Source organism: Kribbella sp. NBC_01505, assembly GCF_045040285.1.
Taxonomy (GTDB): domain Bacteria; phylum Actinomycetota; class Actinomycetes; order Propionibacteriales; family Kribbellaceae; genus Kribbella.
This window is the reverse complement of sequence record NZ_CP109425.1, coordinates 8,241,428-8,267,038: the sequence shown is the minus strand read 5'-3', so window position 1 is coordinate 8,267,038 and position 25,611 is coordinate 8,241,428. Positions and strand designations below refer to the sequence as shown.

At 66.9% G+C, this 25,611-nt stretch carries 29 protein-coding genes and 1 pseudogene; 9 read left to right on the top strand and 21 right to left on the bottom strand.

Annotation, left to right across the window (positions count from 1 at the left end):
* Positions 1-800: 800 nt before the first annotated feature.
* Positions 801-1,616, bottom strand: coding sequence for a sulfurtransferase (locus OG474_RS38855; protein ID WP_405058646.1), 816 nt, complete (start codon positions 1,614-1,616; stop codon positions 801-803).
* Complete coding sequence (locus OG474_RS38850; RefSeq protein ID WP_405058645.1) at positions 1,613-2,266, bottom strand: thymidine kinase; 654 nt, start codon at positions 2,264-2,266, stop codon at positions 1,613-1,615. The genes OG474_RS38855 and OG474_RS38850 overlap by 4 nt, the downstream gene beginning before the upstream one ends.
* 196 nt (positions 2,267-2,462) lie before the next feature.
* Here OG474_RS38850 and OG474_RS38845 point away from each other — a divergent pair, with 196 nt between their 5' ends.
* Positions 2,463-4,100: a S8 family peptidase gene (locus tag OG474_RS38845; protein ID WP_405058644.1), complete on the top strand. Its 1,638-nt coding sequence runs from the start codon at positions 2,463-2,465 to the stop codon at positions 4,098-4,100.
* On the opposite strand, the gene OG474_RS38840 is transcribed toward OG474_RS38845, so the two are convergent.
* From OG474_RS38840 to OG474_RS38815, 6 genes are all read right to left on the bottom strand, one after another.
* Positions 4,097-5,221 (bottom strand): alkaline phosphatase family protein, encoded by a 1,125-nt coding sequence (locus tag OG474_RS38840; protein ID WP_405058643.1) that lies wholly within the window; start codon positions 5,219-5,221, stop codon positions 4,097-4,099. The genes OG474_RS38845 and OG474_RS38840 overlap by 4 nt on opposite strands.
* Positions 5,222-5,225: 4 nt before the next feature.
* Positions 5,226-5,837: a DUF5998 family protein gene (locus tag OG474_RS38835; protein WP_405058642.1), complete on the bottom strand. Its 612-nt coding sequence runs from the start codon at positions 5,835-5,837 to the stop codon at positions 5,226-5,228.
* 80 nt (positions 5,838-5,917) lie between these two features.
* Entirely contained in the window at positions 5,918-7,555 is a 1,638-nt protein-coding gene (locus OG474_RS38830; protein ID WP_405058641.1) for an FtsX-like permease family protein, read from the bottom strand.
* Between the two features lie 5 nt (positions 7,556-7,560).
* Positions 7,561-8,268, bottom strand: a complete 708-nt coding sequence (locus tag OG474_RS38825; protein WP_405058640.1) for an ABC transporter ATP-binding protein — start codon at positions 8,266-8,268, stop codon at positions 7,561-7,563.
* A gap of 120 nt (positions 8,269-8,388) precedes the next feature.
* Positions 8,389-9,420 carry a S66 peptidase family protein gene (locus OG474_RS38820; protein WP_405058639.1) on the bottom strand — a complete coding sequence of 344 codons (1,032 nt, stop codon included), beginning with the start codon at positions 9,418-9,420 and terminating at the stop codon, positions 8,389-8,391.
* Between the two features lie 38 nt (positions 9,421-9,458).
* Positions 9,459-10,508, bottom strand: coding sequence for a P1 family peptidase (locus tag OG474_RS38815; RefSeq protein ID WP_405058638.1), 1,050 nt, complete (start codon positions 10,506-10,508; stop codon positions 9,459-9,461).
* A gap of 51 nt (positions 10,509-10,559) precedes the next feature.
* Here OG474_RS38815 and OG474_RS38810 point away from each other — a divergent pair, with 51 nt between their 5' ends.
* Entirely contained in the window at positions 10,560-11,066 is a 507-nt protein-coding gene (locus OG474_RS38810) for a DUF2087 domain-containing protein (protein WP_405058637.1), read from the top strand.
* Between the two features lie 58 nt (positions 11,067-11,124).
* A complete protein-coding gene (locus OG474_RS38805; RefSeq protein WP_405058636.1) occupies positions 11,125-11,622 on the top strand; it encodes a hypothetical protein in 498 nt (165 codons plus the stop codon).
* A 12-nt stretch (positions 11,623-11,634) separates the two neighbouring features.
* On the opposite strand, the gene OG474_RS38800 is transcribed toward OG474_RS38805, so the two are convergent.
* The 3 genes from OG474_RS38800 to OG474_RS38790 are packed head-to-tail and all read right to left on the bottom strand — an operon-like array spanning position 11,635 to position 13,399.
* Positions 11,635-12,597, bottom strand: coding sequence for a phosphotransferase family protein (locus tag OG474_RS38800; protein ID WP_405058635.1), 963 nt, complete (start codon positions 12,595-12,597; stop codon positions 11,635-11,637).
* Positions 12,598-12,624: 27 nt separating this feature from the next.
* A complete protein-coding gene (locus OG474_RS38795; protein WP_405058634.1) occupies positions 12,625-13,029 on the bottom strand; it encodes an arsenate reductase ArsC in 405 nt (134 codons plus the stop codon).
* A 19-nt stretch (positions 13,030-13,048) separates the two neighbouring features.
* The gene (locus OG474_RS38790; RefSeq protein WP_405058633.1) at positions 13,049-13,399 is read right to left on the bottom strand and encodes an ArsR/SmtB family transcription factor; all 351 of its coding nucleotides are present in this window, start codon (positions 13,397-13,399) and stop codon (positions 13,049-13,051) included.
* 80 nt (positions 13,400-13,479) lie between these two features.
* Between OG474_RS38790 and OG474_RS38785 the strand changes: the two genes are divergently transcribed.
* Positions 13,480-14,769 carry an FAD-dependent oxidoreductase gene (locus OG474_RS38785; protein WP_405058632.1) on the top strand — a complete coding sequence of 430 codons (1,290 nt, stop codon included), beginning with the start codon at positions 13,480-13,482 and terminating at the stop codon, positions 14,767-14,769.
* Between the two features lie 16 nt (positions 14,770-14,785).
* Here the strand turns inward: OG474_RS38785 and OG474_RS38780 are convergent, their stop codons facing one another.
* The 3 genes from OG474_RS38780 to OG474_RS38770 form a co-directional block, all read right to left on the bottom strand.
* The gene (locus OG474_RS38780; protein WP_405058631.1) at positions 14,786-15,643 is read right to left on the bottom strand and encodes an aminoglycoside phosphotransferase family protein; all 858 of its coding nucleotides are present in this window, start codon (positions 15,641-15,643) and stop codon (positions 14,786-14,788) included.
* Positions 15,630-16,184, bottom strand: coding sequence for a hypothetical protein (locus OG474_RS38775; protein ID WP_405058630.1), 555 nt, complete (start codon positions 16,182-16,184; stop codon positions 15,630-15,632). Before OG474_RS38775 ends, OG474_RS38780 begins: the two co-directional genes overlap by 14 nt.
* 201 nt (positions 16,185-16,385) lie before the next feature.
* Positions 16,386-16,949: a TetR/AcrR family transcriptional regulator gene (locus tag OG474_RS38770; RefSeq protein ID WP_405058629.1), complete on the bottom strand. Its 564-nt coding sequence runs from the start codon at positions 16,947-16,949 to the stop codon at positions 16,386-16,388.
* Between the two features lie 91 nt (positions 16,950-17,040).
* Here OG474_RS38770 and OG474_RS38765 point away from each other — a divergent pair, with 91 nt between their 5' ends.
* Together OG474_RS38765 and OG474_RS38760 are read left to right on the top strand one after the other, a co-directional pair.
* A complete protein-coding gene (locus OG474_RS38765; protein ID WP_405058628.1) occupies positions 17,041-19,227 on the top strand; it encodes an MFS transporter in 2,187 nt (728 codons plus the stop codon).
* Between the two features lie 295 nt (positions 19,228-19,522).
* On the top strand, positions 19,523-20,146 hold the full coding sequence (locus OG474_RS38760; RefSeq protein ID WP_405058627.1) for a phosphotransferase family protein: 624 nt from the start codon (positions 19,523-19,525) through the stop codon (positions 20,144-20,146).
* 81 nt (positions 20,147-20,227) lie between these two features.
* Here OG474_RS38760 and OG474_RS38755 read toward each other — a convergent pair whose 3' ends face one another.
* The 3 genes from OG474_RS38755 to OG474_RS38745 all read right to left on the bottom strand — a co-directional run bounded on the left by OG474_RS38755 (position 20,228) and on the right by OG474_RS38745 (position 21,669).
* A complete protein-coding gene (locus tag OG474_RS38755; RefSeq protein WP_405058626.1) occupies positions 20,228-20,692 on the bottom strand; it encodes a hypothetical protein in 465 nt (154 codons plus the stop codon).
* Positions 20,693-20,820: 128 nt separating this feature from the next.
* Positions 20,821-21,237: a hypothetical protein gene (locus OG474_RS38750; protein ID WP_405058625.1), complete on the bottom strand. Its 417-nt coding sequence runs from the start codon at positions 21,235-21,237 to the stop codon at positions 20,821-20,823.
* 3 nt (positions 21,238-21,240) lie between these two features.
* On the bottom strand, positions 21,241-21,669 hold the full coding sequence (locus OG474_RS38745) for a hypothetical protein (protein ID WP_405058624.1): 429 nt from the start codon (positions 21,667-21,669) through the stop codon (positions 21,241-21,243).
* A gap of 353 nt (positions 21,670-22,022) precedes the next feature.
* On the opposite strand from OG474_RS38745, the pseudogene OG474_RS38740 reads away from it, so the two are divergent.
* Positions 22,023-22,217: pseudogene (locus tag OG474_RS38740) on the top strand (hypothetical protein); the annotation flags it as partial.
* Between the two features lie 31 nt (positions 22,218-22,248).
* On the opposite strand, the gene OG474_RS38735 reads toward OG474_RS38740, so the two are convergent.
* Both OG474_RS38735 and OG474_RS38730 read right to left on the bottom strand, forming a co-directional pair.
* Positions 22,249-22,497 carry a hypothetical protein gene (locus tag OG474_RS38735; protein ID WP_405058623.1) on the bottom strand — a complete coding sequence of 83 codons (249 nt, stop codon included), beginning with the start codon at positions 22,495-22,497 and terminating at the stop codon, positions 22,249-22,251.
* Positions 22,487-22,660, bottom strand: a complete 174-nt coding sequence (locus tag OG474_RS38730) for a hypothetical protein (RefSeq protein WP_405058622.1) — start codon at positions 22,658-22,660, stop codon at positions 22,487-22,489. Before OG474_RS38730 ends, OG474_RS38735 begins: the two co-directional genes overlap by 11 nt.
* A gap of 40 nt (positions 22,661-22,700) precedes the next feature.
* Here OG474_RS38730 and OG474_RS38725 point away from each other — a divergent pair, with 40 nt between their 5' ends.
* On the top strand, positions 22,701-22,835 hold the full coding sequence (locus tag OG474_RS38725; protein WP_405058621.1) for a hypothetical protein: 135 nt from the start codon (positions 22,701-22,703) through the stop codon (positions 22,833-22,835).
* A 296-nt stretch (positions 22,836-23,131) separates the two neighbouring features.
* Here OG474_RS38725 and OG474_RS38720 read toward each other — a convergent pair whose 3' ends face one another.
* Both OG474_RS38720 and OG474_RS38715 read right to left on the bottom strand, forming a co-directional pair.
* The gene (locus OG474_RS38720; RefSeq protein ID WP_405058620.1) at positions 23,132-24,058 is read right to left on the bottom strand and encodes an inositol monophosphatase family protein; all 927 of its coding nucleotides are present in this window, start codon (positions 24,056-24,058) and stop codon (positions 23,132-23,134) included.
* A gap of 21 nt (positions 24,059-24,079) precedes the next feature.
* Positions 24,080-25,222, bottom strand: coding sequence for a hypothetical protein (locus OG474_RS38715; protein ID WP_405058619.1), 1,143 nt, complete (start codon positions 25,220-25,222; stop codon positions 24,080-24,082).
* Positions 25,223-25,408: 186 nt separating this feature from the next.
* On the opposite strand from OG474_RS38715, the gene OG474_RS38710 reads away from it, so the two are divergent.
* Entirely contained in the window at positions 25,409-25,603 is a 195-nt protein-coding gene (locus OG474_RS38710; RefSeq protein WP_405058618.1) for a hypothetical protein, read from the top strand.
* Positions 25,604-25,611: the final 8 nt, after the last annotated feature.

The following is a 25,611-nucleotide window of genomic DNA, read 5'->3' as shown; positions in this document are numbered from 1 at the left end:
GCACCCCCCGAAGTCAACCCTCAAGTCCTTCCGGCGCGGATTCACGGATGATTGCTGCCGGTATGTGCCTGTTGCGATTTGGCGGCTCCTGTTCCCCGAACCGGTTTGGGGAGCGATGGCGCGGCAGGTGATCGGTCGCGGGGGCTGGGCACCTCGGTTGGCCAGTAGCCCCGCCTCCCCGAAGGTGCTCGGCCCGTCCGGCCGCTCGGATTCGGCCGGCGGCGGACGCGGTGGCTGGTTGTCTGCCGGCCTGCGGAATTTGGCTGGTTATCCGTTGAGATTGGCCCTTCTCTGCTCATATTTTGAGGGGAGAACCGGCAACTTGCGGGGAGATCCCCTCGTTTTCTGCACCGCAACCGAAGCCCGGAAGTCAAGCAGCGGACGCGTCCTGCTGCCACCCAGAACCTCTTGCGGAATCGGCGCGGCTGCTCATCGCGTCTTTGCGGGGATCTGCTGCCGCTGGGTGGCAGTAGATCACCGCAAAGCCCACATTCGGCCCGCTGAAAGGCCCCCAACCCGAACCACAGTGATCAACCGCGGCGGCGGGTCACCTGGCAGGCCTCCTGATCGTCGAGAGCAACCGCAACCCGTCAGCCACAAGCAACGGGGAACCGCGGTCACCCACCGCACCATCCGGCCCAGCCACAGACCACCCAAGCCACCCGCTTCAGTAAGACCAGCCGCAGCGACGACCAGCCACCGCCTACCTCACCGGCCGAATCCGAGCGCTCGGACGGGACGAGCACATCCGGGAAGGTGGAGTTCCTGGCCAACCAAAGCCCTCAGCCACCGCGATACCGCTAGTCGCTGCCGGTGGCGATGGGGCGGGTGGGGTCGGTGATCCAGTCTGACCAGGAGCCGATGTAGACGGGGGTTTGGATGCCGACTGCTTCCAGGGCCAGGGCGGTGTGGGTGGCGGTCACGCCGGAGCCGCAGTAGGTGGCCAGGTCGGTGGTGGGGGTTACGCCGTGGTCGGCGAAGTAGGTGGCCAGGTCTTCGGTGGGTTTGAAGTGGCCGTCGGGGGTGAGGAGGGCGGCCATGGGGGTGTTGACGGCGCCGGGGATGTGGCCGGCGACCTTGTCCATCGGCTCGACCTCGCCGGCGAAGCGCTCGGGGGCGCGGGCGTCGAGAAGGACGCCGGACTCGGCGACCTTGGCGGCGCCTTCGGCGTCGACGAGTGGCAGGTGGCCGAGGGTCGCGGTGAAGTCGCTGTCGCCGTCGGCCGGGACGTCGGTGCTGAGCTGTCCCCCGGCGGCCCGCCACGCGGCGAGACCGCCGTCGAGCACGCGGACGTCGGAGACGCCGAAGTAGCGCAGGATCCACCAGGCACGTGCCGCGGCCAGTGAGTTCGCCGCGTCGTACACGACGACCGGCGTCTCCGCCGACACCCCGGTACGGCGTACCAGCGCGGTGACTGTGGTTGCGTCCGGCAACGGGTGCCGGCCGGGCCCGGGCGGTCCGGCGAGCTCGGTGTCGAGATCCACGAAGTACGCGCCGGGGAGGTGACCGGCGTCGTACGCAGCCCGACCGGGCGGACCGGCCAGGTTCCAGGTGACGTCGAGGAGCACGGGCTCCAGCGTGCGCAGTTCGTCGACGGTGATCAAAGGGCTGGTCACAGCGGGGCTCCTCCGAACGGTAGGACTTCGGGTGACAGGGTGGCGCGGGCTCGGGCCTGAGTGAGCCGACGGCGGTGGTGGCGACGGCAGAGCACCTCGTACGCCATCTGGGCCGCGTTACTCTCGATGTCGCCTACTGCCAGTTGCTCGCCCTCGGTCACCATCTCGCCACCGATCGTACGGGCGTTGTGGGTGGCCCTCTCGCCGCACCAGCACAGCGCCTCGACCTGGAGCAGTTCCATCCGGTCCGCGAGCTCGACCAGCCGCGCGGACCCGGGGAACAGCGTCGCCCGGAAGTCGGTCAGGATGCCGAAGCAGAACACGTCGATCTGCAACTCGTCGACCAACCGCGCGAGCTGCTCGATCTGCAGCGCGCTGTAGAACTGCGCCTCGTCGCACACCGCGTAGTCGATCCGGCCACCCTGCGTGAGCTCGTTGACCACGTGGTCCCAGAAGTCGAACTCGGGGCGCACCTCGATCGCGTCGGCGACAAGCCCGAGCCGCGACGACAGCACCGACTCCCCCGCCCGGTCGTTGCTGGTGAAGATCCGCCCCCGGCGCCCACGCGCCTTGTGGTTGTGATCCATCTGCAGCGCCAGCGTGGACTTACCGCAGTCCATGGTCCCGGTGAAGTAGAGCAGTTCAGCCACGGGCGATCATCCTGCCAAGTCAACCGCTCACCCCGCACGCCGGGGGTGTGTCGACCTAGCTCCGGGTCCGCTTGTGGAGCTTGGAGGTCCCTGCCACGGAGCTCAGGCAAACCATATGGGCGGGGCTGATCTCACGGAGTGGCCAGAAGTTGCCTACCCGGCTTGGGGAATGGGGGCTGGGACGCTTGAATGGACTGTGCGCAAAGGTCTGCTGGTTCTGCTTGCGATCGTTCTGACGGTCGTGTCCTCCGCCGTGACACCGGCGATGGCGGCGCCGGCCGCCGGGCTTCGGGCGTACTTCGTGATCACCGAACCGTCCAAGACCACGCAGGCCGCTGCGGCCATCACGCAGAACGGCGGCACGGTTTATGCGGCGTACGACGCGATCGGGGTGGTCGTCGCGCACTCGAGCAACGCCGATTTCGCGTCGAAGGTCCGGGGTACCGCCGGGGTGCAGAAGGTCGGCGCGACGCGTACCGGGGATCTGCCCGCCGATGTCGCCAGTCCCCCGATGCCGCCGGACATTACCGAGACGGCCAGTACGACGCCTGAGACCGACCGCGGCGACATGACGCAGATCGGTGCGGACCAGGCCTGGATCAAGACGCTCGGCGCGAAGACCGTGACGGTCGGGGTGCTCGACACCGGCGTCGACGACCAGCACGCGGATCTGAAGGCGAACTTCGACGCGGCCAAGTCGGCGTCGTGTGCCTATGGGAAGGCCGACACCCGGCCCGGTGCGTGGCGGCCGGTCGCCGATCACGGGACGCATGTGGCCGGCACGATCGCGGCCGCCAAGAACGGCGTTGGCATGATCGGCGTCGCGCCGGGCGTGAAGGTCTCGTCGATCCGGGTCGCCGAGGGTGGCAGCGATCTGTTCTTCCCGGAGAACACGGTGTGCGCGTTCATGTTCGCCGCCGACAAGGGTGTCTCGGTCACCAACAACAGCTACTACGTCGACCCGTGGCTGTTCCTCTGCCCGTCGAACCAGGACCAGGACGCGATCGCCGAAGCGGTCCGCCGCTCGGTCGCCTACGCCGATTCCAAGGGCGTGGTGAACGTCGCCGCGGCCGGCAACGACAACTACGACCTGGCCAACAAGTCCGACGACGACTCGAGCCCCAACGACACCACCCCGGCACCGCGCACGGTCACCAACGACTGCCTGAGCCTGCCGACCGAGCTGCCGAACGTCGTGGTCGTGTCCTCCGTCGACACCTCCGGCGGGAAGTCGCGGTTCTCGAACTTCGGCGAGAACAAGATCAACGTCGCGGCCCCCGGCGAGAACGTGTACTCGACCGTTCCCGGTGGTGGCTATGCAGCCATGAGCGGTACGTCGATGGCCTCGCCGCATGTGGCCGGAGTCGTCGCGTTGCTGCGCAGTGCGAACCCGAAGCTGACGCCCGAGCAGGTTCGCGCCAAGCTCGATCAGCAGGCCAACGACCTCGCATGCCCGACCGGATCCTCAGCCGGCTGCATCGGCAGCGCGACCAAGAACTCCTACTTCGGTGAAGGTCTCGTCGACGCCGCCGAAGCGGTCGGAGCGGCGGCGGCCCAGCCGAAGGGTGCGATCTCGGTGACCAAGCCGGGCGAGCAGCTCGGCTTCGGTGGCATCCCGGCGCTGCCGCTGCTGATCAAGGGCATGGGCGGTTCCGGCGACATCAGCTACTCCGCGACCGGCCTGCCGCCGGGCCTGGAGATCGACCCCGTGCGGGGCTGGATCACCGGCGTGCTGACTCCGGGCGCGGGCCGCTACAAGGTCACTGTCATCGCCCGCGACGGGGACGCGAAGACGGCGACCACGAGCTTCTTCTGGGACGTTTGGAGTTTCTAGTAGCCGGGGTCGACGAGTAGCGGGATCTCCATCTCGTCGGCCGTGAGCGAGCCGTGCAGCCCGATCAGCCCGGCCTCCTGCGGGAAGCGGCGGCTCGCGACCACCGACAGCGATCCGAGCGCGGCGACCACGACATCACCCAGCCGCGGCGCGACCCGATCCTCGACCGCACCGAACCACCCGCGCGCGACCGCATCCTCGCGGCTGAGCACCAGCGCCCGATCCCCGAGCCGCGCCCGGTACGTCGCCAGTACGTCGTCCTGCGCGCCATCGACGCAGTACAGGTGCCGGAAGCGGGACTCGCCACCGACCAGCCGCACCCCGTCGGTGAGCTCCGGCTCGTTGTCCAGATCGACCCGGTCCTGCGGCGGCACGTCGATCATCCCGTGATCGGCCACGACGACCAGTACGGCGTCGCGTGGCAACGCAGAGCGGATCTGGGCAGCGAACGCGTCCGCGGCCACCAGCTCCTTGCGCCACTGCCACGAGTCGCAGCCCTGCCCGTGGCCGGTGTAGTCCAGCTGGGAGTCGTAGACGTAGGTCAGCGACGACTTGCCCTCGCGGCTCGCGAACCGGGTCGCGTCCAGCCGGTCCTCGATGGTGTCCGCACCCCGATGGATGCTCCCCCGGAACGCCGCCCGAGTCAGCCCGGACTTCTCGAAGCGGGCCTTGCTCACGTTGCGCGTCACGATCCCAGCCGCAGCCACCCGATCGAAGATCGTCGTGTGCGGCTGCCACTTCCACGGGTCGACCGGTGCGTCCCACTGCAGCGCGTTCAGCAGTGCGCCGGTCTCCGGCACGATCGACGTGTAGCCGACCATCCCGTGCGCACCCGGCGGCAGTCCGGTCCCGAGGCTCGTCAGACTCACCGCAGTCGTCGATGGCACTCCAGCCGTCAGACTCCGGCCAGTGGCCAGCAGCGACGACAGGTACGGCGCGGACTCCGCGTAGCGCTGGAGCAGATTCCACCCGAGGCCGTCGAACAGCAGAACGGCGTACCGGGCGGCTGGTGGCAGGTGGAGCGTGTTGGTGAAGTCAGGGACGGACAGCGCGCCGGCCACCGACGGCAGCACGTCGGCGAGTGCGCCACCGCCGTACTGCGGGCTGACCGGCGTGATCACGGCACTACTTGGTCGTCGCGAACGACAGTGCGCGGGCGAAGTCGAGCACCTGCTGGATGCCGGCCGGACCGTCGGCAGCGGCACTGATCCGCAGTGAGATGTCGTCGGCCGCGACCGAACCGGTGTAGCCGTGGTCGGCCTCGCAGTTCGGGTCGGCGCAGACGGCGGGCTCGAGGTCGATCCGGTTCACCATGCCCCAGCCGATCGTCAGCACGACCTCGCCGCCGCCGGACACCGCCGGGTCGGACTTGCCCGAGGCATAGCCGGCCGGATTCGGTACGACGCGGTTCACCACCACCGCGTTCACCCGCGACAGCGGGATCGCCTCGGTGGAGGTGGACGCGTACGGCGCGCGGATCAGGTCGTCGGCCGCGTGCTCGTCGGTGTGCCCGACGATCAGCCGGGTCGGGGTGAGCGCCAGGATCGTGATGTGCCGCCGGACCTCGTCGCGGTCGAACGTCGGTTCGTGCTGCAGGACGAAGGCCCGGATCGGCTCGTCCGCGATCGCGATCGCGAGCGAGTCCGTCACCACGTCGGGGTAGTAGCCACAGTGGTCGATCGCCGCGCGCAGCTCCGGGGAGGCGTCCACGAGCTCCGGTGTATTCAGGTCACGCATACCCTCATCCTTGCACGACCGCCGCCGCCTCCGGATGGCGCTTGTGGACAACTGTGGTCGCGCCTTGTGGACAACCGCGATCAGTTCGCACTTGCCTTCCGCAGTACCGGTGCGCCCGCCATCCCGGCCGCCGCGACCAGCACAAGGCCGACCACGAGCTGCCCGATCAGCAGCAGGACCCCGGAATTCCCCTGGGTGAAGATCTGTCCGCCACTCAGCGCCAGACCGCACAGGGCTCCGAATCCGACCACTGGCAGACCGACTCCGACGACCGGTGTGAGGGCTGCGAGCCGGGCCGAGCGCTCGATCACCGTCAGCGGCACGCCCGACCGGCGCAGCGCCTTGGCCGGTCCGGCCTGGTCCAGCGCCGTACCGACCGCACCGGCTGCGGTGGAGGCGGCCGCGGTCAGGAAGACCAGGCCCATCAGCAGCGCGACGCCGATCCGCATGTCCTGCCAGGTCGGGTCATCGTCGCCGCCCGGCATGAACACCGAGATGAAGCCGGTGACGAAACCACTCAGCACCAGCGCCGCGACCGGCCGGAAGGCTGCCTTCGGGTCATCCGCGAGCCGGCGTCCGGCAAGCAGGGCGACCGGTCCGTTGGCGAGGTTCGCCATGGTCTTACCGATCACCTGGACCGCGAAGGGCCCGATGATCCGTACGGCGAGCGCACCGAACCCAACTGCAATCAGCAGCGGCACGATCGCGGCCCCCATGCCCAGCGTGGCCAGCATGATCGGACCGATGGCCAGGAACCCCAGCCGCAGCCAGCTGGTCGCCTTACGCGTCTGCCCCCGTACGACGCCCAGCGGCGTGATGCTGACCCGGCCGAGCCCGATCAGCGCGCTGATGACCGACAGCACCGGTACGGCGGCCAGCACGATCAGCACGGTCCACCAGTTCGGTGCGATGTCTGCGACGTACCAGCGTCCGCCACCGAGCGGGATCCGCGCGATGAGTGGGGTCAGAATGGCGTACCCGACCAGTCCGGCCACTGCGCCGGCTAGACCGAGCACTGCTTGTTCGACTGCGCTCAGCCAGAGCACCTGGCTCCGAGTGGCACCTGCAAGCCGCAGTGCGGCCAGTCGGTGCTCACGACGCTTCGCTGCCACACCTGCGGCTTGGCCGACCAGACTGAGGAGTGGGAACAGCACCAGCACGATGCCGAACGCGACTGCGATGAGCAGGCCGAACAGGCGGCTGTCCATCTGCTTGGTCTGCCAGCTGTCGACGTAGTTGGGGTATTTGGTGTCCAGCTTGTCCACACCGTGAATGACGACCAGTTCCTCGGGTGAGGACAGGCCCTTGTCGGTGATGATGCCGGTCGGCTTCTCGAGGCCGAACTTCGCGCTGAGGCCCGACCACTGCTTCGCGACCTCCGGCGAGACGAACACCTCGCCCGGCTTGGGCGTGTGGTCGAGTCCCGGCGGCGGTGCAGCGTTGTTCGGCTTCAGAGTGGTCAGGTCGATCTGCAGCAGGTGCTGCCCGTTGAGCTTCTGCTCACGGACCTCGTGCGTCGCGCCGATCGCCGTACTGGCCTCGGCCTGGTCGGCACCCCGCCAGCCGATCCGGTCCGAGCGGTGCGAGATGCCGAGTGAGCCGGCGATCAGGAAGGTGACCAGCAGCGCCACGATCGCGGTCGCGCCGACCGCGGCAAGGTTGGCGGACCGGCCGCCCGGTCCAGGGCGCCGTACAAAGCGGAGACCCAAATCGCTCATCGGATTCATCGGGTGGCTCCCAGCGACTCGTGGACGCGGCCGTCGACGATCGTCAGGGTGCGGTGGCAGCGAGCGGCGACCGAGTTGTCGTGAGTCACCACGACGACCGCGGCACCACGGTAGGTTGCCGCACCGATCAGCAGGTCGATGACCTGGGAACCAGTGGTCGCGTCGAGCGCACCGGTCGGCTCATCGGCGAACACCACCTGAGGCTCGCCGACCAGCGCGCGCGCAATCGCGACCCGCTGCGCCTGACCACCCGACAGTTCACCGGGCCGACGACCGGCCTCGCTGACCAGGCCGACCTGCGCCAGCATGTTCCGCGCCCGGCCGATCGCGTCGCGGCGACTGACGCCGTCGACCATCAGCGGCAGCGCGACATTCTCGTCGGCCGGCAGCTCGGCGAGCAGCTGGTTGTCCTGGAACACGAACCCGAGGCGGCGGCGCCGCAGCACGGTCCGAGCGGCGTCGTTCAGCTGGTCGACGCGCTCGCCGCCCAGCCACACCTCCCCCTGGTCCGGCGTCAGAATGCCGGCCAGCACATGCAGCAGCGTCGTCTTGCCGTTGCCGCTCGGGCCCATCACGGCCAGCGCCTCACCGGACCGGACGCCGACATCGACTCCCGCCAGGCCGACGACATCTCCGTAGTACTTGACCAGGCCATGTCCACTCAGGACGACCTGCGGTGCGGGTTGGGGACTCTGGAAGCTCATACTGACGACCTTCCCGCGAACCGACCCCGGATTCGTCGGCCCACAGACCGGTCTTCAGATCACCTTCCGGCCCCCTTCGGCCCACCGGCGTAGTACTAGAGTCGTACGTCGCCGTTGTACCTAAGCGTCGAGCGTCTGGGTCAGCTCGCTGCGGTCCGCGGTGTGCACGACCCGGCCGAGCGCGCCGTTCACGATCGGCATGAACGGCGGAACGTGCCCGCACTCGACATCAGCGATGATCGGGACGTTCAACGAGCCCAGCGCGTCGAGCACCGCCTCGTGCTGAGTGAGTGAGCCGGCGTCGCGGGCCGACGTCCGGCCGACCAGAATCGCGTTGGCCGCGTCGAAGAAGCCCGCCAGCCGCATCCCGTGCAAGTTCCGGCAGATGGTGAACGCCTCGTCGCCGGCCGCCTCAACGTAGACGAGCAGACCGTTCGGAGCCTCGGCGCGCGCGAAGGCAGTGGTGTCGAGGTACGCCGTACCCGCCAGGTTGCAGAGGGTCTCGATACAGCCGCCGATCAGGCGGCCCTCGATGTCCACGTCTCCGTCGGCGTCCAGCCTGACCCAACTGCCGGTCGCATCGAGCCGGTACTCGCTGACCTCGGGCTCGGCGGCGAAGTCGTCCCAGGTGCCGACGCGGTGCCGGTCCGACGGCGTCTGGCTGAACCGGTGGCCCAGAGGCGCGGCCGCGATGTCGAGCCAGGACAGCAGCCCGTCAGGCACCCGGTACGGCGTGTCCATCAGGTTGTTGCCGTGAATCGTCGCCGTCCCCGTCAGGAGGGTCAGCGGCGTCATGATCGTCGCCAGGTCGGAGAACCCGACCAGCCAGGTCGGCTCGGCCGCCCGCAGCCGGTCCCAGTCGAGCAGCGGGAGCAGGTCGATCGCCGTCTCGCCACCCCACGGCGGCACCACGGCGCGGATGCCGGGATCGGTCAGCATCGACATCAGCTCGGCGGCGCGGTCGGCGGCCGGAGCACTCACGTGGCCTGCGCCGTCCATGCACTTGCCGACAACCACCTCGTAGCCGCGGGCTTCTACAGCGCGAACAGCGACCGCAAGACGCGCCTTCAGCTCCTCCGGTACGCCGCTTGACGGCGAGGTGACGCCGACGCGGTCACCGGGCTGGAGCGGGCGTGGATAGCGGATGGTCATGCGCTGGATGATGGCACGTCTGCCTGGCTGAGCGCCTACTAGTTTCGGAAGGCCGATGGGTAGGCGTCGCGGTAGCTCGGCATCGTGCCGGTCGGGGTTTCCACTGTCTCGGCGTTGAGCATGCCGTGGACTACCGCGCGGGTGAGAGTGCGTGCGGCCGCTGTGTAGACCGTCTCGAGTTGGGCCAGGGCGGTCGGGTCGGTGACGGACAGGCGAGCGGCCGCTTCGTCGGTGCGGGTGGACAGAGCAAAGATGCTGTCGCCGTCGACCAGGGTGTGGATCGGGTCGACCGCGCGGGCCAGGCCGTCGTGGGCGATCATCGCCATCCGCTTGGTCGCGGCCTTGTCCAGCGGTACGTCGGTGGCGACGACCGCGATCACCGTATTCATCGCGGGACCGGGGATGAGGTTGCGGCCGGGCGCGGCTGGTGGTGGCGGCTCGGTCGGGGTCTTCAGCTGGGCGAACTCGTCGCCGAGGCCGTACCGCGCTCCGTGCAGGACACCGTCCGCGTCAACGGCTGAACCGGCCGCGTTCACGATCACCAGTGCGCCGACGGTGCTGCCGTCGTCCAGCCGGACGCTCGCCGAACCGACGCCGCCCTTCAGCGACCGAGCCCGGGCACCGGCCCCGGCGCCATGGTTGCCCAAGGCAACCGGTCCGTCGGAGGCGGCCGCGATCGCCTCGCTCCCCCACGACGCATCGGGCCGGGCCTGGAACCCACCACCGCGGCCGAGGTCGAAGATCACCGCCGCGGAGACGATCGGTACGACGTCGTTGGCACCGAGCCCGACGCGGACCCCTTCGCCCCGGTCCTCGAGCCAGCGCATCACGCCGCCGGCCGTATCCAGGCCGTAGGCGCTGCCGCCGGTGAGGACGATCGCATTGACGCCCGGGTTCGAGTTCACCGGGTCGAGCAGGTCGGTCTCGCGAGTGCCCGGGGCACCTCCGCGCACATCCACACCGGCCACGGCAGTCGCCGGTACGTAGACGACCGTCGTACCGGTCAGGTAGGGAGCGTCGACGCGTTCGACCTGTCCGACCAGCACCCCAGGAACGTCGGTGATCGCGTTGTGCGGACCCGGCTGCATCCTCGCTCCTCACGCAGAAAATCTGTTGCTCCCGACATTAGCTTGGTAGGCATGAACACCGATCAGCTCTGTGGTCTGCTGGCCGAGCCCTCCCGACTGCGCACCTACTCCGCCGTCGTCCTCGGCGCCACCACCCCCGACCAGGTCGCCACCACCGCCGGCCTCCCCAGCGCCACCGTCGGCAAGGCCCTGCAGAAGCTGATCAAAGCCGGACTCGTCACCGCCTCCCCCGCCCTGCGCGCCGACGAGGAAGCCTTCAAGAACGCCGTCCGCGACCAGCGCCCCACCTGGACGCCACTCGATCCGGATCCGGAACGGGACGCCGTACTCAGGGCCTTCATCCGCGACGGCCGGCTCACCCACTTCCCGACGTACCCGGAGAAGATGCAGGTGGTCCTGGAGCACATCGTCACGTCGTTCGAGCCCGGCCGCGACTACCCCGAGCCCGAGACCAACGAGCTCCTCAACCACTGGCACCCCGACCACGCCGCCCTCCGTCGCCAGCTGGTCGACGCCCGCCTTCTCACCCGCACCAACAGCATCTACCGCCGCCCGTAACCCGCACCCTGAGAAACCCGATGGATCGCCGGCCGGCACCGGTGGCATCATCGGCAGGGTGAGCAGAACGAAATCAGTGGGGTTGCGCGATGTCTGGATGTGGGCGTACGACGCGAGTTTGTCGCTCGTCCTCGCCCAGACCGTGCGCCTGGCCGAGGAGAGTTCGCCCGATCGGCGTCCAGCTTGGTGGACGCGCGTCGAGCGGAAGCTCCGCGAGCAGACCGTGGTTCCCGACGTCTATTTCGACCTCGATCTCGGGCTGAACGACATCGAGCGCGAACAGCTGGCACAGCTGTTCGACCAGGCTGCCGAAGTTGTGCGAGCGCGTGGGGTCTTCACTGCCGACGAGGCCGCCGGGTGGCCCGTTCTCGACGGCATCCCGGTCATCTTCCGAGGCGAAGAACCACAGCAGACGGCACCTGCCGCCGAGCTGGGCCACGCGCTGGCTCAGCTCATCCGAGGCGTCCTGCCGCCCCCGCCAGCAGGAACCGTCTGGTACTACGGCCCCGCCTCCGGCCGAACCACCCTCGATCTCGCCCAACCACGAACCCAGTAGCCGAGCGGCCGGCTACTTGAGCTGTGCCTGCAGGCTGTCTTGGGCTGCGGCGCGGCGGGCGGCTTGCCATTCGGGGCTTTTCTGCCAGTAGTAGTGGGTCTCGGTCTCCGGGGCGAGGGCGGCAATGTCGAACGTGGTCAGCGCGAGGTGGACCTGCTCCCAGCTCGGCAGCGGCACGGAACGACATTCGGCGTACGTCGTCCAGAGGTGCCGCCGGAGATCGCCGTACGAGCGTTCGGCGGCCCAGCTCGTGCTGTCCCACTGGCTGCAGGTGAAGTCGACGAGCGGGGACAGCACACCTCCGAAACCCCAGTCGAGAATGCCGGTCAGGGTCCCGGATTCGTTGAGCAGCAGGTGGCTCTCATAAAGGTCGCCGTGGGCAAGGACCGGGTCCATCGCGTCGACAGCTTGGAGGGCTTCAAGCAGCCTCGCTCGCGCCGCCGGACCGATGAGCGATGCGACCTCGTCGGCCAGGTGTTCTGCACCGCCCAGCTCACGAAGCGGGGTGTAGCAGTCAGCCGCCGTCGGGGGCGCCGGCGGCGGTTCCGACCACGGGTTCGCCCAGAGGGACGGTGGGACAGTCGCAGGACTGATGTGATGGCACGCGGCCAGCGCGGTGCCGAGCTGCTCCGCCAACAGTTGCAGACGCTCGGGCGACAGGTCGGCAGGCTCGGTCCCCCGGAGCCGAGTCACGGCAAAGAATGGGTACGGCGAGATCCCCGGCTCGTCCCAGCGGCCGAGCAGCCTCGGCACCAGCGGCTGGTCGACTGTTGCGTAGACGTCGCATTCGCGCGTGAGCTGCCCGACGATCGTGTGGTTACGAGGAAACAGAAAGGCGCGATCATCAGCCAGCAGCACATGCTTCGTGGCTCCGGTGAACCGCGGTTCGATCGGCCCGTCGACCTCGCACAGGTCCCGAAACCGCTTCAGCTGAGTCGCGACCAGCACAGCACCAACAGCTGCTTCGTCATCCACGGTCGTCTCCTGTCGACTGCTGCGAGACTATCCGCCAGCGAGTTCAGCGAGGAGCGCCCGGACCCGCTGGTCGATCTCATCGCGGATCGGCCGTACGGCGTCCAGACCCTGCCCGGCGGGGTCCTCGAGTTGCCAGTCGAGGTAGCGCTTACCCGGGAAGTACGGGCACTCGTCACCACAGCCCATGGTGATGACGACATCGGAAGCTTTGACGGCATCCTCGGTCAGCGGCTTGGGGAACTCCTTGGAGATATCCAGGCCAACCTCAGCCATGGCTTCAACCACAGCCGGGTTCAGCTGGCTCGCCGGCTGAGAACCAGCGGAGCGTACGACGACGCGGCCGGCGCCATGGTGGTCGAGGAGTGCTGCCGCCATCTGCGAGCGACCGGCGTTGTGGACGCAGACGAACAAGACCTCGGGGATGTCGGGCATGACGAAATCTCCTGTAGAGCTAGTTGCTCAGGGACGCTTCCGGGACGGACAGCAGCCGCGAGATCCATTCCAGCCGGGCGGGGATGGGCCAGTAGTAGACCCAGGTGCCGCGGCGTTCGCAGTCGACGAGCCCGGCTTCGCGCAGGACGCGGAGGTGATGGGAGATCGTCGGGCCGGAGACGTTGAAGTGCGGCGTGATGTCGCAGACGCAGACTTCCTGACCCGCCGAGGCGATGATCGACATCAGTCTCAACCGGATCGGATCGGCCAGCGCCTTGAAGGCCGCGGCCCCCTCGGTCGCTGCCGTCTCGTCCAGCGGAGCCACCGAGATCGGCGTGCAGCACCCATGGCCGGACGCTTGTTTCGACATGCGTCTATCTTGACTTCTGTCTAATCAACTTGCAAGGTGGACTCGCTGATTAGATGAACTTCTAGATAGGGATAGCGATCATGAGCGAGCAGAACCTGGCAGGCCCGGTTGTTGTCATCGGCGCGGGACCGGTCGGCCTGGCCGCCGCTGCACACCTGGCCGAACGCGGGATCGACTTCCTGGTGCTGGAATCGGGATCTGGAGTCGCGGCGGCGATCCAGGAATGGCGGCACGTGAAGCTGTTCAGCCCATGGCGCTACGACCTTGACTCCGCGGCGCGGCGACTGCTGGAACAAGCCGGCGGCTGGACCGAACCCGAGCTAGGCACCCTGCCGACCGGCGGCGAGCTGATCGACAGCTATCTCGAACCGCTCACCAAGACCCCTGCGCTATCAGGACGGATCCGGTACGGCGCCGAGGTCGTAGCGATCACGCGGGTCGGATTCGACCGGATCCGCACCGACGGCCGCGAGCGCGCGCCGTTCCTGATCCGCCTTGCCGATGGCACCGAACTGCTCGCCTCCGCGGTGATCGACGCAGCCGGAACCTGGCGCCACCCGAACGTGCTGGGCGGCTCCGGCATCCCCGCCCGGGGCGAAGCGGTTGCCGCGGGCAACATTGCCCACGCGCTGCCCGACGTACTGGGTCGAGACCGCGAGCGCTTCGCCGGACGCCGTACGGCGGTGCTCGGGGCTGGGCACTCGGCGTCGACGACCTTGCTGGAGCTGGGTGAGCTGGCCGGCGACGTACCCGGGACTGAGGTGTTGTGGGTTGTACGTGGTGCTGATCAGGCACGCACCTACGGCGGCGGCGAGGCCGACGAACTTCCCGCCCGGGGTGCTCTGGGTACGCGCCTGAAGAAGCTGGTGCGGTCGGGTCAGGTGACGCTGGTGAGCGGCTTCCGGACAGAGGAGTTGGCGCCGACCGCCGACGGCCAGGTGGAGCTCATCGCCGGCGATCAGCGCATCGTCGTGGACACGGTCGTGAACTCGACCGGCTTCCGCCCCGACCACGACATGGTCAGCGAACTACGCCTCGACCTCGATCCGATCCTTGGCTCGACCCGCGCCCTCGCACCGCTCATCGACCCGAACGAGCACTCGTGCGGCACCGTGCCCCCGCACGGCGTCGACGAACTCACCCACCCCGAGCCCGGCTACTACGCGATCGGCGCAAAGTCCTACGGCCGAGCTCCCACCTTCCTCCTCGCCACCGGCTACGAGCAGGCCCGCTCAGTCGTCGCCGCTCTGGCCGGTGACTGGACGGCTGCCCGCGACGTACAGCTCGATCTCCCCGAGACCGGCGTCTGCTCATCGAACCTCACCGTGATCGGCAGCGCCGCCACCAAGCAATCGAGCTGCTGTAGTTGATGGCGGCCTGCGAGCCCTACCAGGTGACGTCGTCGAGTGCCGGCCAGGGCGGGCCTTGCCGGAGAACGTGAAGGAACGCCACTCCTGATTGTCTGCCGCTGGGGTGTTGGTCGTTGAGGCTCCAGCGGTGCGCTGCAACGATCGCGAGGACGAGACCGCGGCAGTCGCCGACCAAGACTTGGTCGGCGTCGGGGTAGTGCTGGCTGACCTCGTTGGGCACCCAGGCCAGGTCGTACTCGACTGGCCCGCGGGCGGTGTTCTCGAAGTCGATGAAGAGCGGCCCGTTCTTCGTGGTGAGGATGTTCATCGGGTGCGGCTCGCCGTGCAGCAGTTGTACGGCGCCGTGCCGGTTGACGATTGATCGCCCCAAGTCGTGCAGCGTGTTGGCGAGGAGCGCCCGGTCCGCATCCGCGAGATCGGGAGTGACGTCACGGCTGGCCACGTCTCGTTGAATCTCAGCCACTCGATCCATGAAGTGTGGCGTCGTGACCTCGATCTCCCGCAGGCCGGCGTGAAGATCTGCGAGCGCCTGCGCATACTCCTCCGGCGGAAGCATCGGAGACTGCACAGCTTCGAAGGAAGCCCACAGAGTGACCTTGAAGCCGTCATGCACGAACACGCGCGATTCGACCCGAGACTCGAGCGGGGCAACCGGGCTGTCCGTCTGCGCTAGCTGTCTGACGAGCTCAACTTCTTGCTCCGCACTCGCGAAATGCGTCATCGGCGCGACCCGAGCGACGGTGTCGCACGGCATCAACCGGACGACGAGTCGATTGGAGTCGCTCAGAACGATCGCATCATCAACAGCCAAGTCGAGCTCTGAGGCGACCGACATCGCCGCGGCCACCGCACGCCGTACCTCAGTGGTTTCCATCTCCATACCCCCTCTCCGCAGCGTCGAGGAATTCCCCGATCGCCCGTTTGGACTTGAGCACGTGCTGGGTCGCGTGTTGCCCGTGCCGCGCGATGATCGCCAGTTCGCGTTCGAGTTCCGTGCGCCGGCCCCGCCAGATGCGTGGGACGAGGCGCCATTCATCGCGCAACCGTTGCCAGGCCGAGTATTCACATCCTTCAGGCAGCGCGTCCGGCATTCGGCAGCCGCGCAGCAACGCGCGTCCCGCACACCGCCACCATGGCGTGGCGAGGACCACCACGGTGTCGGCGCGTTCCAGCCGGAGATCGAGCGTTTCGGTGTAGTTGCCATCGGCAATCCACGCGTCGCCGGCAAGGACGGCACGTTGTTTCTCGCGCCACTCGTCCTCGGACGGCTCGACCCAGCCCGCTTTCCAGAAGTGGAGGTCCAGATGAATGAGCGGCAGGCCGGACTTGCCGGCAAGTGCGCGGGAGAACGTGGACTTCCCGGATCCAGCCATCCCGGTCACGACAATGCGGCACTTCGGTTCGTTGGGGTACATGACACCTTCGTTGGTCGCAGCTAGCAATGGGCTTCTGCGACACGGCAGGTCAAGGATGCCCCCGAGGGGCAGTGTCAGTGCCTACCGTGTCAGCGGTAGGCACGCCGGCCGGGCAGGTGGCGATGCACCCGACCCCAGACGCCATCTGTCATGAGCAGCCTCTCCAACGAAAATTCAAGACGACTCTAACCGGTCGCAGGCTCAGCGGGCCATGGCCAGTACGTCGCGCACCAGGCGGCGGGGGTACTCGTCGTCGACCTCCAAGGCGAAGACGACGTGGTGGTAGAGCGGGGCGATGACGTGGTCGAGGATCTGCTCCACGGTCGGGGTTGTCTCACCACGGCCGCGAGCACGGTCCACCATCTCCGACGCCTGCTCACACCGGGTCTGGGTGATCGGGCAGTTCGCGACCAAGGCGACGCGGGCCGCGACCATCGCGCGGAGGTAGCGGACTCGCTGGGGGCGGGTGATGTCGCGCGCGATGATGTCCGCCCACTCAGTCAGGTCCTGCTCGATCGATCCGGTGTCGGGCAGCGATTCGCCGTCCTGCGTCAGGGCCGCGACCGCGACTTCCTCGAGAAGCGCTGCGACGTCGTCCCAGCGCCGATAGAGCGTGGTCGGGTTCACGCCCGCCCGCTCGGCGATGACGGGAAAGGTGATCTTGTCGGATCCCTCCCCCACGAGTTCGCCGACGGCGGTGTGGATGGCGGTCAGCACCCGGCTACTGCGCCCGCCGCGCCGGATACCGGCCTTGTTCTCAGACACCTCCCCAGGCTACGCAAAGATATTTGCTTTTAGCAAGGCAGCTCCCTACTGTCGTTAGAGCAAAGATTCTTGCTTTTAGTGGAGGTGTTCCATGCTTGGCCGCCGTGCCTCATTCGTCATCGCAGGGGCTGCAGGTGCCGCGACGCTGACGGCAGCCTCGGCGCCGTCGCCGCTCTACCCCGTCTACCAGCACCTGTGGGGGTTCTCGGCGTTCGTTCTGACCCTCATCTTCGCGGTCTATGTCTTCGCACTGCTCGCCGCGTTGCTCACCGTCGGATCACTGTCCGATCGGGTCGGGCGGCGGCCGGTCGCCTCGGTGGCGCTGGTGGTGCTCGCGCTTGGCATGGTGCTGTTCGCGCTCGCCGATGGCACCGAGGGGCTGATCATTGCGCGCATCGTGCAGGGTCTTGCCGTCGGCGCCGCAACCAGCACCACCACGGCCATGATCACGGACTCCGCGCCGAACCCGCGCCTCGGCTCGATCGTCAGCAGCGCAGTTCCAGCACTGGGAATCACGATCGGCGCGGTCCTGGCCGGCGTACTCGTGGAGTTCGCGCCTCTGCCCCGCCAACTCGTCTTCTGGATCCTCACTCTGGTGTTCTTGCTCCTGGCCGGACTCGTGTGGCTCGTCCCCGAGCGCGTTCACGCCCCCTCGACGCCGCGGGAATCGATCTGGCGGTCGCTGCTGCCGCGTGTCGGGCTTCCCGCCGCCGTTCGGCCGGTGTTCTTCGGCCTACTGCCTTCGATCTGCGCGACCTGGGCGCTCGCCGGTCTGTACCTGTCGCTCGGCTCATCCGTGCTCACCACCGTTGTCGATCTGCACAGTCACTTCGTCGTCGGCCTCGTCCTCGGGGCGTTCTTCCTCGCTGGAGCAGCAGGCAGCGTCGTTTCCACCACCCTGGCTCCGAAGCATCGCGAATGGTTCGGCTACGGAGCACTCGTCGTCGGCGTACTGGTCACCATCGTCGCGACGGCGCTAGGCGCCTCGCTGCCGTACCTCGTCGGGTCGGTGATCGCGGGGCTCGGCTTCGGCGCTGCGTTCCGCTTCGCCGTCCATGCCCTCGGCGACGTGGCGCCGGACGCCGAACGCGGGCAGGTGTTCTCGACCATGTACATCGCCAGCTACCTCGCGTTCAGCGTGCCGGCGCTGGTGGCAGGCCTTGCCGTCGAACAGTTCGGACTCAAGCCCACCGCACTCGCGTACGGCGGCCTCGAAATCGTGCTCGTGCTAATCGCGATGCTCGCAGCGAAGCGCCGAGCGACGCCGACCCCGGCGCCGACCTCACAGCGTTTCGACTCGCCTCGGCAGTCGACGCACTACCTCGAATGCGGACCGGCCGACGGACCGCTGATGTTCTTCCTTCACGGCTGGCCGGCGATCGGTCTGTTCTGGCACGCCCAGCTGGAGACCTTCGCAGCCGACGGCTGGCGCTGCATCGCACCTGATCTGCGCGGGTACGGCGGATCTTCGGCCCCAGCCACCACCACGGCGTACGGCATCGAAGAGGTCGTAGCGGACCTGATCGAGCTCCACGACCACCTGGGCGGCGCGAGCGCGATCTGGGTCGGCCACGACTGGGGCAGCGCCGTGGTCGGAGCATTGGCAGCGCACGAGCCCGATCGCTGCCGGGGCGCCGTACTGACCTCCTGGGCCTACTTTCCCGAGGCGAACAGTCTCGCGACGCTCGTTCCACTGGTCGATCGGGCGATTTACCCGGTCGACGACTATCCGGACGGCCAGTGGGACTACTACCGCTACTACACAACCCATTTCGAGGAAGCCGTCGACGACCTCGACGCCGATCCCGCCGCGACCCTCGCCTCGATCTACCAGCCCGGCAACCCCGACGTCATGAACGACGTTGCCCCGGCCGCTCTGGTCACCCGCAACGGCGGACGCTTCGGCGACGCGCACCACGCCCCGCCGACCGAGCCCGACCCGGCCCTGTGGCCGCCGGCCGACTTCGACCAGTTGGTGCGCGCTTTCAAGACCCAGGGCTTCCGTCCCACCTGCGCCTGGTACACCAACGACGACGCCAACATCGCCTACGCCCGTACGGCGCCCAACGACGGCTGCCTCTCCCAGCCCGTACTGTTCATCAACGGTGACTGGGACGTCATCTGCACCATCACCGGAAACCGCCAAGGCGACCCGATGCGCGCCAGCTGCACCGATCTCACCGAGACCTCTCTACCGGCCGGCCACTGGCTTCCGCTGGAACGCAAAGCCGAACACATCCAAGCCATCCGCACCTGGCTGCAGACCAATAACCTGTAACGGACCCACGCGAGAGGAGCGTCTGGATGGTCGACGCGCCTGTTCACATCCGACAGCTCGTCTCCCATCGCGGCTTCACCGGATTGCGGCCCGCCGGCGACGGCGTGGAGTTTCAGGTGTTCGCAGCCGAAGCCTCGGACGGGACCACGGTCGTGCTCCGCACTCCGGTCCAGGGCCGGTTCCAGTTCGACCTCAACGACGGACACGTCGACACCAGGTCACTGCTGCGCTGGGAGTACGCCGTCACCCGACACCTGGGGCAACTCGGCTTCCCGGTCGCCACGCCGCACGAGCTGTGCCTCGGCGAGGCCGACGTACTCGTGTCCGAGTTTCTTCCGACGACGGCCGCGGCGCCGATCAGATCGCACTCGGCGCGCTGCTCCGCAAACTGCACCACGCACCGCTCCCACCGATGGCTCCCGTCGCCGCGCAGGGTCTCCCACCCGCTCACTTGCTGGCCCAGCGGATGACCGAGCGCCTCACCGCCTTGGCCCAGTACGGCGTGACCGTGCCGCCCGGACCACCGCTCGAGCAGGTGATCGACGTCCTGGCGGCGCAGCCGAGCGGGCGGCTCCTGCACCTGGACGTGCGCGCGTCGAACCTACGGTCCGCCGACGGCCACATCCTCGGCGTACTCGACTGGTCGAACGCCCTGGTCGGCGACCCCGCCATGGAGCTGGCCCGTCTGGCCGAGTACGCCCTCGTGCCCGACAACGGAGTCGACTACGACCAAGTGCTGACCGGCTACGGAGAAGCGATCGACCTCGACTCCCCCGCGTTCTGGCTCTACCGCCTCGACACCGCCGTCATGCTCGCCCTGCTCTTCACCTCAAACGCAGCCCACACCGCCCTCGCCCCACCAGCCGTCGACCGCCTACTGACGGTCCACGACCAGGTGCGCCGAGCATTGCCCAACTGAACCGAGCGCGCCTGCCGGGATGGCGACGTCGCGGAGCGGTGCGAGCGGCGATTCGCTACCGGGAGGCTTGCCGCCGGTCCGTTAGACGCTGAGCCCGCAGGGGGCCTCGAAGTGACCGGGGCCCTCGCTCACCGACGACGGCGTCCAGGTGCCCGAGTAGATCGTGGCGGAGAAGTTGCGACCTGGCGCGAAGGTCAAGTTGTTCTTGAGTCCGCGAACACTGTGCTGGAGGCTCGTGCAGGCGTCCCGGCCATAGTTGATCTGCACGTTGAAGTTGCCGTCGTCCCCCGCTCCCATCGCTCCGGGCATGAGATCAACGCGTTTGGCGCTGCTGACGTAGAGGGAGTTCTGGCGGAAGCACCGGGAGTTTCCGTTGGAGTAGGTGACCAGGTAGAAACTCTTGTTGTCACAGTTCACCCGAGTCTTGGCGGCACTCGCGGTGCCGGCGGCCGCCACGGTCGAGCCAAGGACGACGGCCATCACGGCGGCGCCGGTGACAACTCGCTTGCCGATTCGGGTGCTTGCTCGTTTGCTCCGGAATTGCATGTTTCCTCTTCCTTCTTTGGTGCGCACGGCAAATACCGGCGCTCTGATAGGTACCGGGCAGGACAGCGGGCCGGGGAAGATTCACCCGCCTGCCGCGAGCCTGGAGACGACTGCGTCGGAGTCCGGATTTATCTGCGGTTGACGCAGTCGACGGAGAGCTCACCGGGGACGCCGGTCCATTCCGAGCGCATCCAGGTGCCCACGTAGATCCTGGCCGCGAACCTGTGACCTGGCTTGTAGGAAATGATGTCGTTCAGTCCCTGAATACCCTGCTGGAGGCTTGTGCAGCCGCCGGTGGGTATGACGATTTGCACGTTGTACTTGCCGGCCGCACCTCGCGCGAGATCGATTCGCACGGCACTGCCGACGTAGTGGAAGTTCTGGGCGTAGCACCGCGAACTTCCGGTGGAGAAGGTCACCAGGTAGGAACTGTTGGCGTCACAGTTCACGAGGTACCTGGCAGCGTCAGCAGTGCTGGTTCCCATGACGGCCGACCCCAGACCGACCACCAACGCGGTCGCGCCGGCAACAATTCGCCTACGCATGGGTCAGCAGTCCACGGTCAGGTGACCGGGGCCGGTGCTCCACGACGCGGGTTCCCAAGTGCCTACATAGATGTTGGCGGCAAAGGTGTGACCCGGCGCGTAGAACTGCTTCTCCTTGAGACCCCTGATACCGGTCTGAAGGCTCGTGCAGCCTCCACCGGGGAGGACGATCTGAACGTTGTAGTTGCCAGCGGCACCAAGCATCAGATCGACCCGCTTCGCCTTGCCGACGTAGAGGAAGTTCTGCGCGTAGCAACGGGAATTTCCGTCGGAGTACGTGACCATGTAGGAACTGTTGTTGTCACAGTTCACCCGCGTCTTCGCCGCGCTCGCAGTGCCGGTGGCAGCCACCGCCGAACCAAGCACTACGGCCACAACAGCGGCGCCGGCGACAACTCGCCTGTTCATCCGGCTGGTTGCTTGATTGCCCATGAATTGCATGGTTTCCCCGATGTCTCGGTGCGCCTGGTTATTCCCGGCGCCGTCGAGGTAACCCTAAGTGATCTGTTGTTGAACGCGCAACTGCTGATTAATAGGAAAGGTCGTTAACGGTTCGTCTCAAGTTCGCGCTGTTGCCGGAGGCAAGCGTCGGAAGCTGTCGTCATTCACCCCTCGTTCACACCGACGCAGTCTGCTCGACCGGAGGGTCGTCGTTTGTACGGCGGGACTGGTCTTTCACGGAGATCATTGCCTGGAGCAACTCGATCCGAGTGACCTCCGACACAGAAATCTCGCCGACTAATATTTATTAAGGCTCGACTGAATCGTTCACTCCACATCGTGGAATCAACAGGAAAGTTGCCTATCAACCCGACGATTGCGCCTTCAACCACCCCTCACCTAGAGTCACGGCGGACCGTTCGGCGCGGTCGGCGGCGCGGCATGGTCTGCGATTCGTCACTCACAGCCGACCGGGCTACAGCGACAGCACCTCCCAGCCGGGCCGACGGGTGGCCGACGTCGCGGACGATGTCACCGCGCTGCTCGACGCACTCGGAGCGGACGATTTCGTCACCCTTGGATGGTCGGGTGGCGGACCGCACTTGCCTGCGCCGCCTTGCTGCCGGACCGGTGCCGGGCCGCGGCGGTCATCGCGGGCGTTGCACCGTACGACGCCGAAGGGCTGGGCTGGCTGGCGGGAATGGGCGACGAGAACGTCACCGAGTTCGGAGCCGCGACCGGCAAGGACGCGCTCGAGGCTTCCTTGCCGAGCCGAGCGCCGAGTTCAAGGACATCCTGCCTCGCGACATCATCGCCCACCTTCGGTGATCTGCTGTCCGCGGTCGATCAGGCTGCCCTGCGCGGCGGCATGGCCGACTACTTGGCCGCTTCGTTCCGGGCCGCCGTGTCCCGCGGGTCCGACGGCTGGCGCGACGACGACCTCGCGTTCCTCGTCGACTGGGGGCTTCGACCTGGCGAGCATCCGGGTCCCCGTCTCGATCTGGCAGGGCGATCAGGACCGGATGGTGCCCCGCGACCACGGCCGCTGGCTCGACGAACACGTCCCCGGAGCCACCACCCAACTCGTACCGGGCGAGGGTCACCTGTCGCTGCTCAGCAACATCGACTCCATCGTCGCCGGCCTCGCCTCAGCCTGACCGCTGGGCCAGTACGACTGCTCAGTCGTACCGGCCCCTCCAGGGTTTGGAGTACCAGACCTGGAAGTCGGAGATCTTGGCCCGCGGCTTCCATCACACCCCAAGGGACCTCGCAACCTCGGATCTCGTCCGCCTCTACACGGGCGTCGGCAAGATCGTTGCCCACCTCAACGGCGGTGAGTCGTCGATCTCTCGTGGCAAGAGATGACGCCTGCGGCCTGCCTGGGGTGCGGGCACTTCTTGCGTTGTAGGACCGAGGACCAGTACCGCTTGGTCGCGATGAACGCCATGACGATCTAGAAGCTGAAGGTGTTGCGAATCTCTTCGGCGAGGGCAGGGTCGCTCGTCGCAACGAACTTTTGCTTGCCCTCCATGGCTTGGCTGATATCGCCAAGACTGTTGAACCCGTAGTCCAGGGAGATCGGCTCGCCCTCAAGATCGATGGCTGTTCCGCCCGCGGCATGCAGGACGTAGTGCCCTGGCAGGAAGTCCCACGCCGCGAACCCCTTCTGAATTTCGATCGTGGCATCGGTGAAACCTGCGGCAACGTGGCAGAGGCAGACAGAACCGTGGCCAACGCCGATCCGGCCCTTACGCTTGCCGTCCGGGCCTTCTTCGCCGAGTGCCTTGAGGAAGCCGTCTTGTCGAGCAAGCGGCAGAAACCTCTCCTCGGGACGCATCAGGTAGTTGGTCACCAGCGCCTCTGACAAGGGGACCCGCGGGCGACGCGTCAGTGCGTGCCACTCGTCATCCCTGGTGACCGCGAAGGCGCGATCGACTCCATCTTCCCCGAGAGCAGCTACATACAACTGGACGTGGTGGAAGATGTCACCAATGACAGAGATGACGGGCCGCTTCAAGGATATCGAGTAGACCATGATGTGCGTATAGCCTTGCAGCGCGCGAACCGCTAGCTCGCTGGTATCCAGAGGATCCACAAGGACGCACAGATCCGGCTCCTCGTCCGAGCCAATTACCTGCGGGTCCGACTCCTCGGAGGCGTAGATGAACGACGGTTCAAATTCGGCGAATCGCTGCTTGTAGAGGTCATGCATCAGAAGGTCGTAGTCGGACAGGAAGTTGTCCTCGTGGCGACGATTCTCATTCTCGGCACGACGACCCGTGAGGGCCGCATTCAAGAGCTTAGGACGCAGATCATCGAGCATAGAGCGAACCATGCTGACCACATTCTGCGCCAGCTCAGGAATTTCACTCACAGACACTTTTGCCCACCTTCATCTTGATTATCTCAACTCTAGCGGAGGCTCTATTCCTGGCGGACTCATCGTTGCAGCAATGAACACTGCTTCGAAGTCCGCGGCCCGCATGATCTGGGCGCCGGTCAGGTCATCGAAACTCTCGACCTCCAGAGTCGCGCCCTTCGTCATCGCCCCAAACACTGCGAAGTAGAGCTCCGCCTTCGGGTAGCGGGTGCGCAACTCGCGCGCGAGGTAGCCAATCACATCGGCATGCTTGACCTCAAAGTCACAGATGACGATGGTCGGCGCCTCTTTGGTGTCCGGGAAGTGGGACGCAGCATCCAACTCGATCCCATCGCGAACCTTGTTGCACCTGAGGTACCCGATAGGGCATCGCGAAAACCTCGACGATGAGAGAAACGTAGCCATGACGAGCCCGGCCTCGTTGATTCCAAAGCAGGCGTCAACATCTAGTCGATTGCCGAGGTTCTTGATCTGCCGCGACAGTCGTTCGACTCCGTACCCGAAGGTTGCCCACGTCAGATCGAGCAGGCGTCCAGGATTTGGGTTTGGGAGCGTGAGGACGTCGAGCTCCGAGTTCCCGTACTCGATGGTTGGAGCCGACAGGATAAATTCACTGCCAATCTGGTCATATTTCGAGCTCGGCGCAGGAGAGCTTACTTTCCGGCCGTTTTCGAAGGAACCGGTGGAGGATGAACTGATTGATTCAGCCGTCTTCTTGTAAGACTTCAGCGCGAGCTGATCCTCGATTGGAAGGCGTTCGTAAGACTCGGCGATAAGGTCTGCCGGCGTGATGTCTTCATCCGCTACGCCCATCGGACCTCTGCCGTACGCCGAACACAGGATTAACAGGCTGGAGATCGAAGGTGGTGACCCGCTTCCACGCTGTCGCGCCCAGGACTCCCAGGCATTGATGGAAGTACCGCCAAGACTGGTTTGACTCCCGGCGACCTCGTTGTAGCGCGCCGCCGCTTGATCCTGTGACAGTCCGGCGGCGTATCGGTAGGCCTGCAGGCTGGGAACCTCGGGGTATTGCGCCATGAGCTCCAGCGCCGCGCCCTTGACCGATCCTTTCTCAGCCCACAGCTTTTTGCCTTGAGACGCAAGCTCCCGACCGCGCTTCTGCGGGCTCTGCGCGGACGCTTGTGACGACCTCGACGGACTCATAGAACTGACTGACCCTTCAACCTCAGGCGGCTCTGTGCACCAACTCTACCCATTCAGATGGGCAAGCGGGCGGGAACATGCCCAGGAATCCGTCTGTGATCGCTCCGCCAATCAGGTGCCAGCAGGCTACTCCGGGTGTGACGGTGGTTGCATCGAGTGAGCGGTTGTATCGCAGGGAGGAAGCCCGTGACACCGGATGTACTGCCCCAGAGGCGTCGAGTGAAGGTCTGGTTCGGTGAGCACGCGATTGCCGAGTTCATCAACGAACAGGCAGTCGCTGACCGCTACGCAGATGCTATGCGCCGTCGCTTCCAGAGCCTGCGGGTCACGAACGAGTCGATCCCAGACGACTCCACTGTCAGTGATTCCTCGCCGCGCTAGCAGCGTCT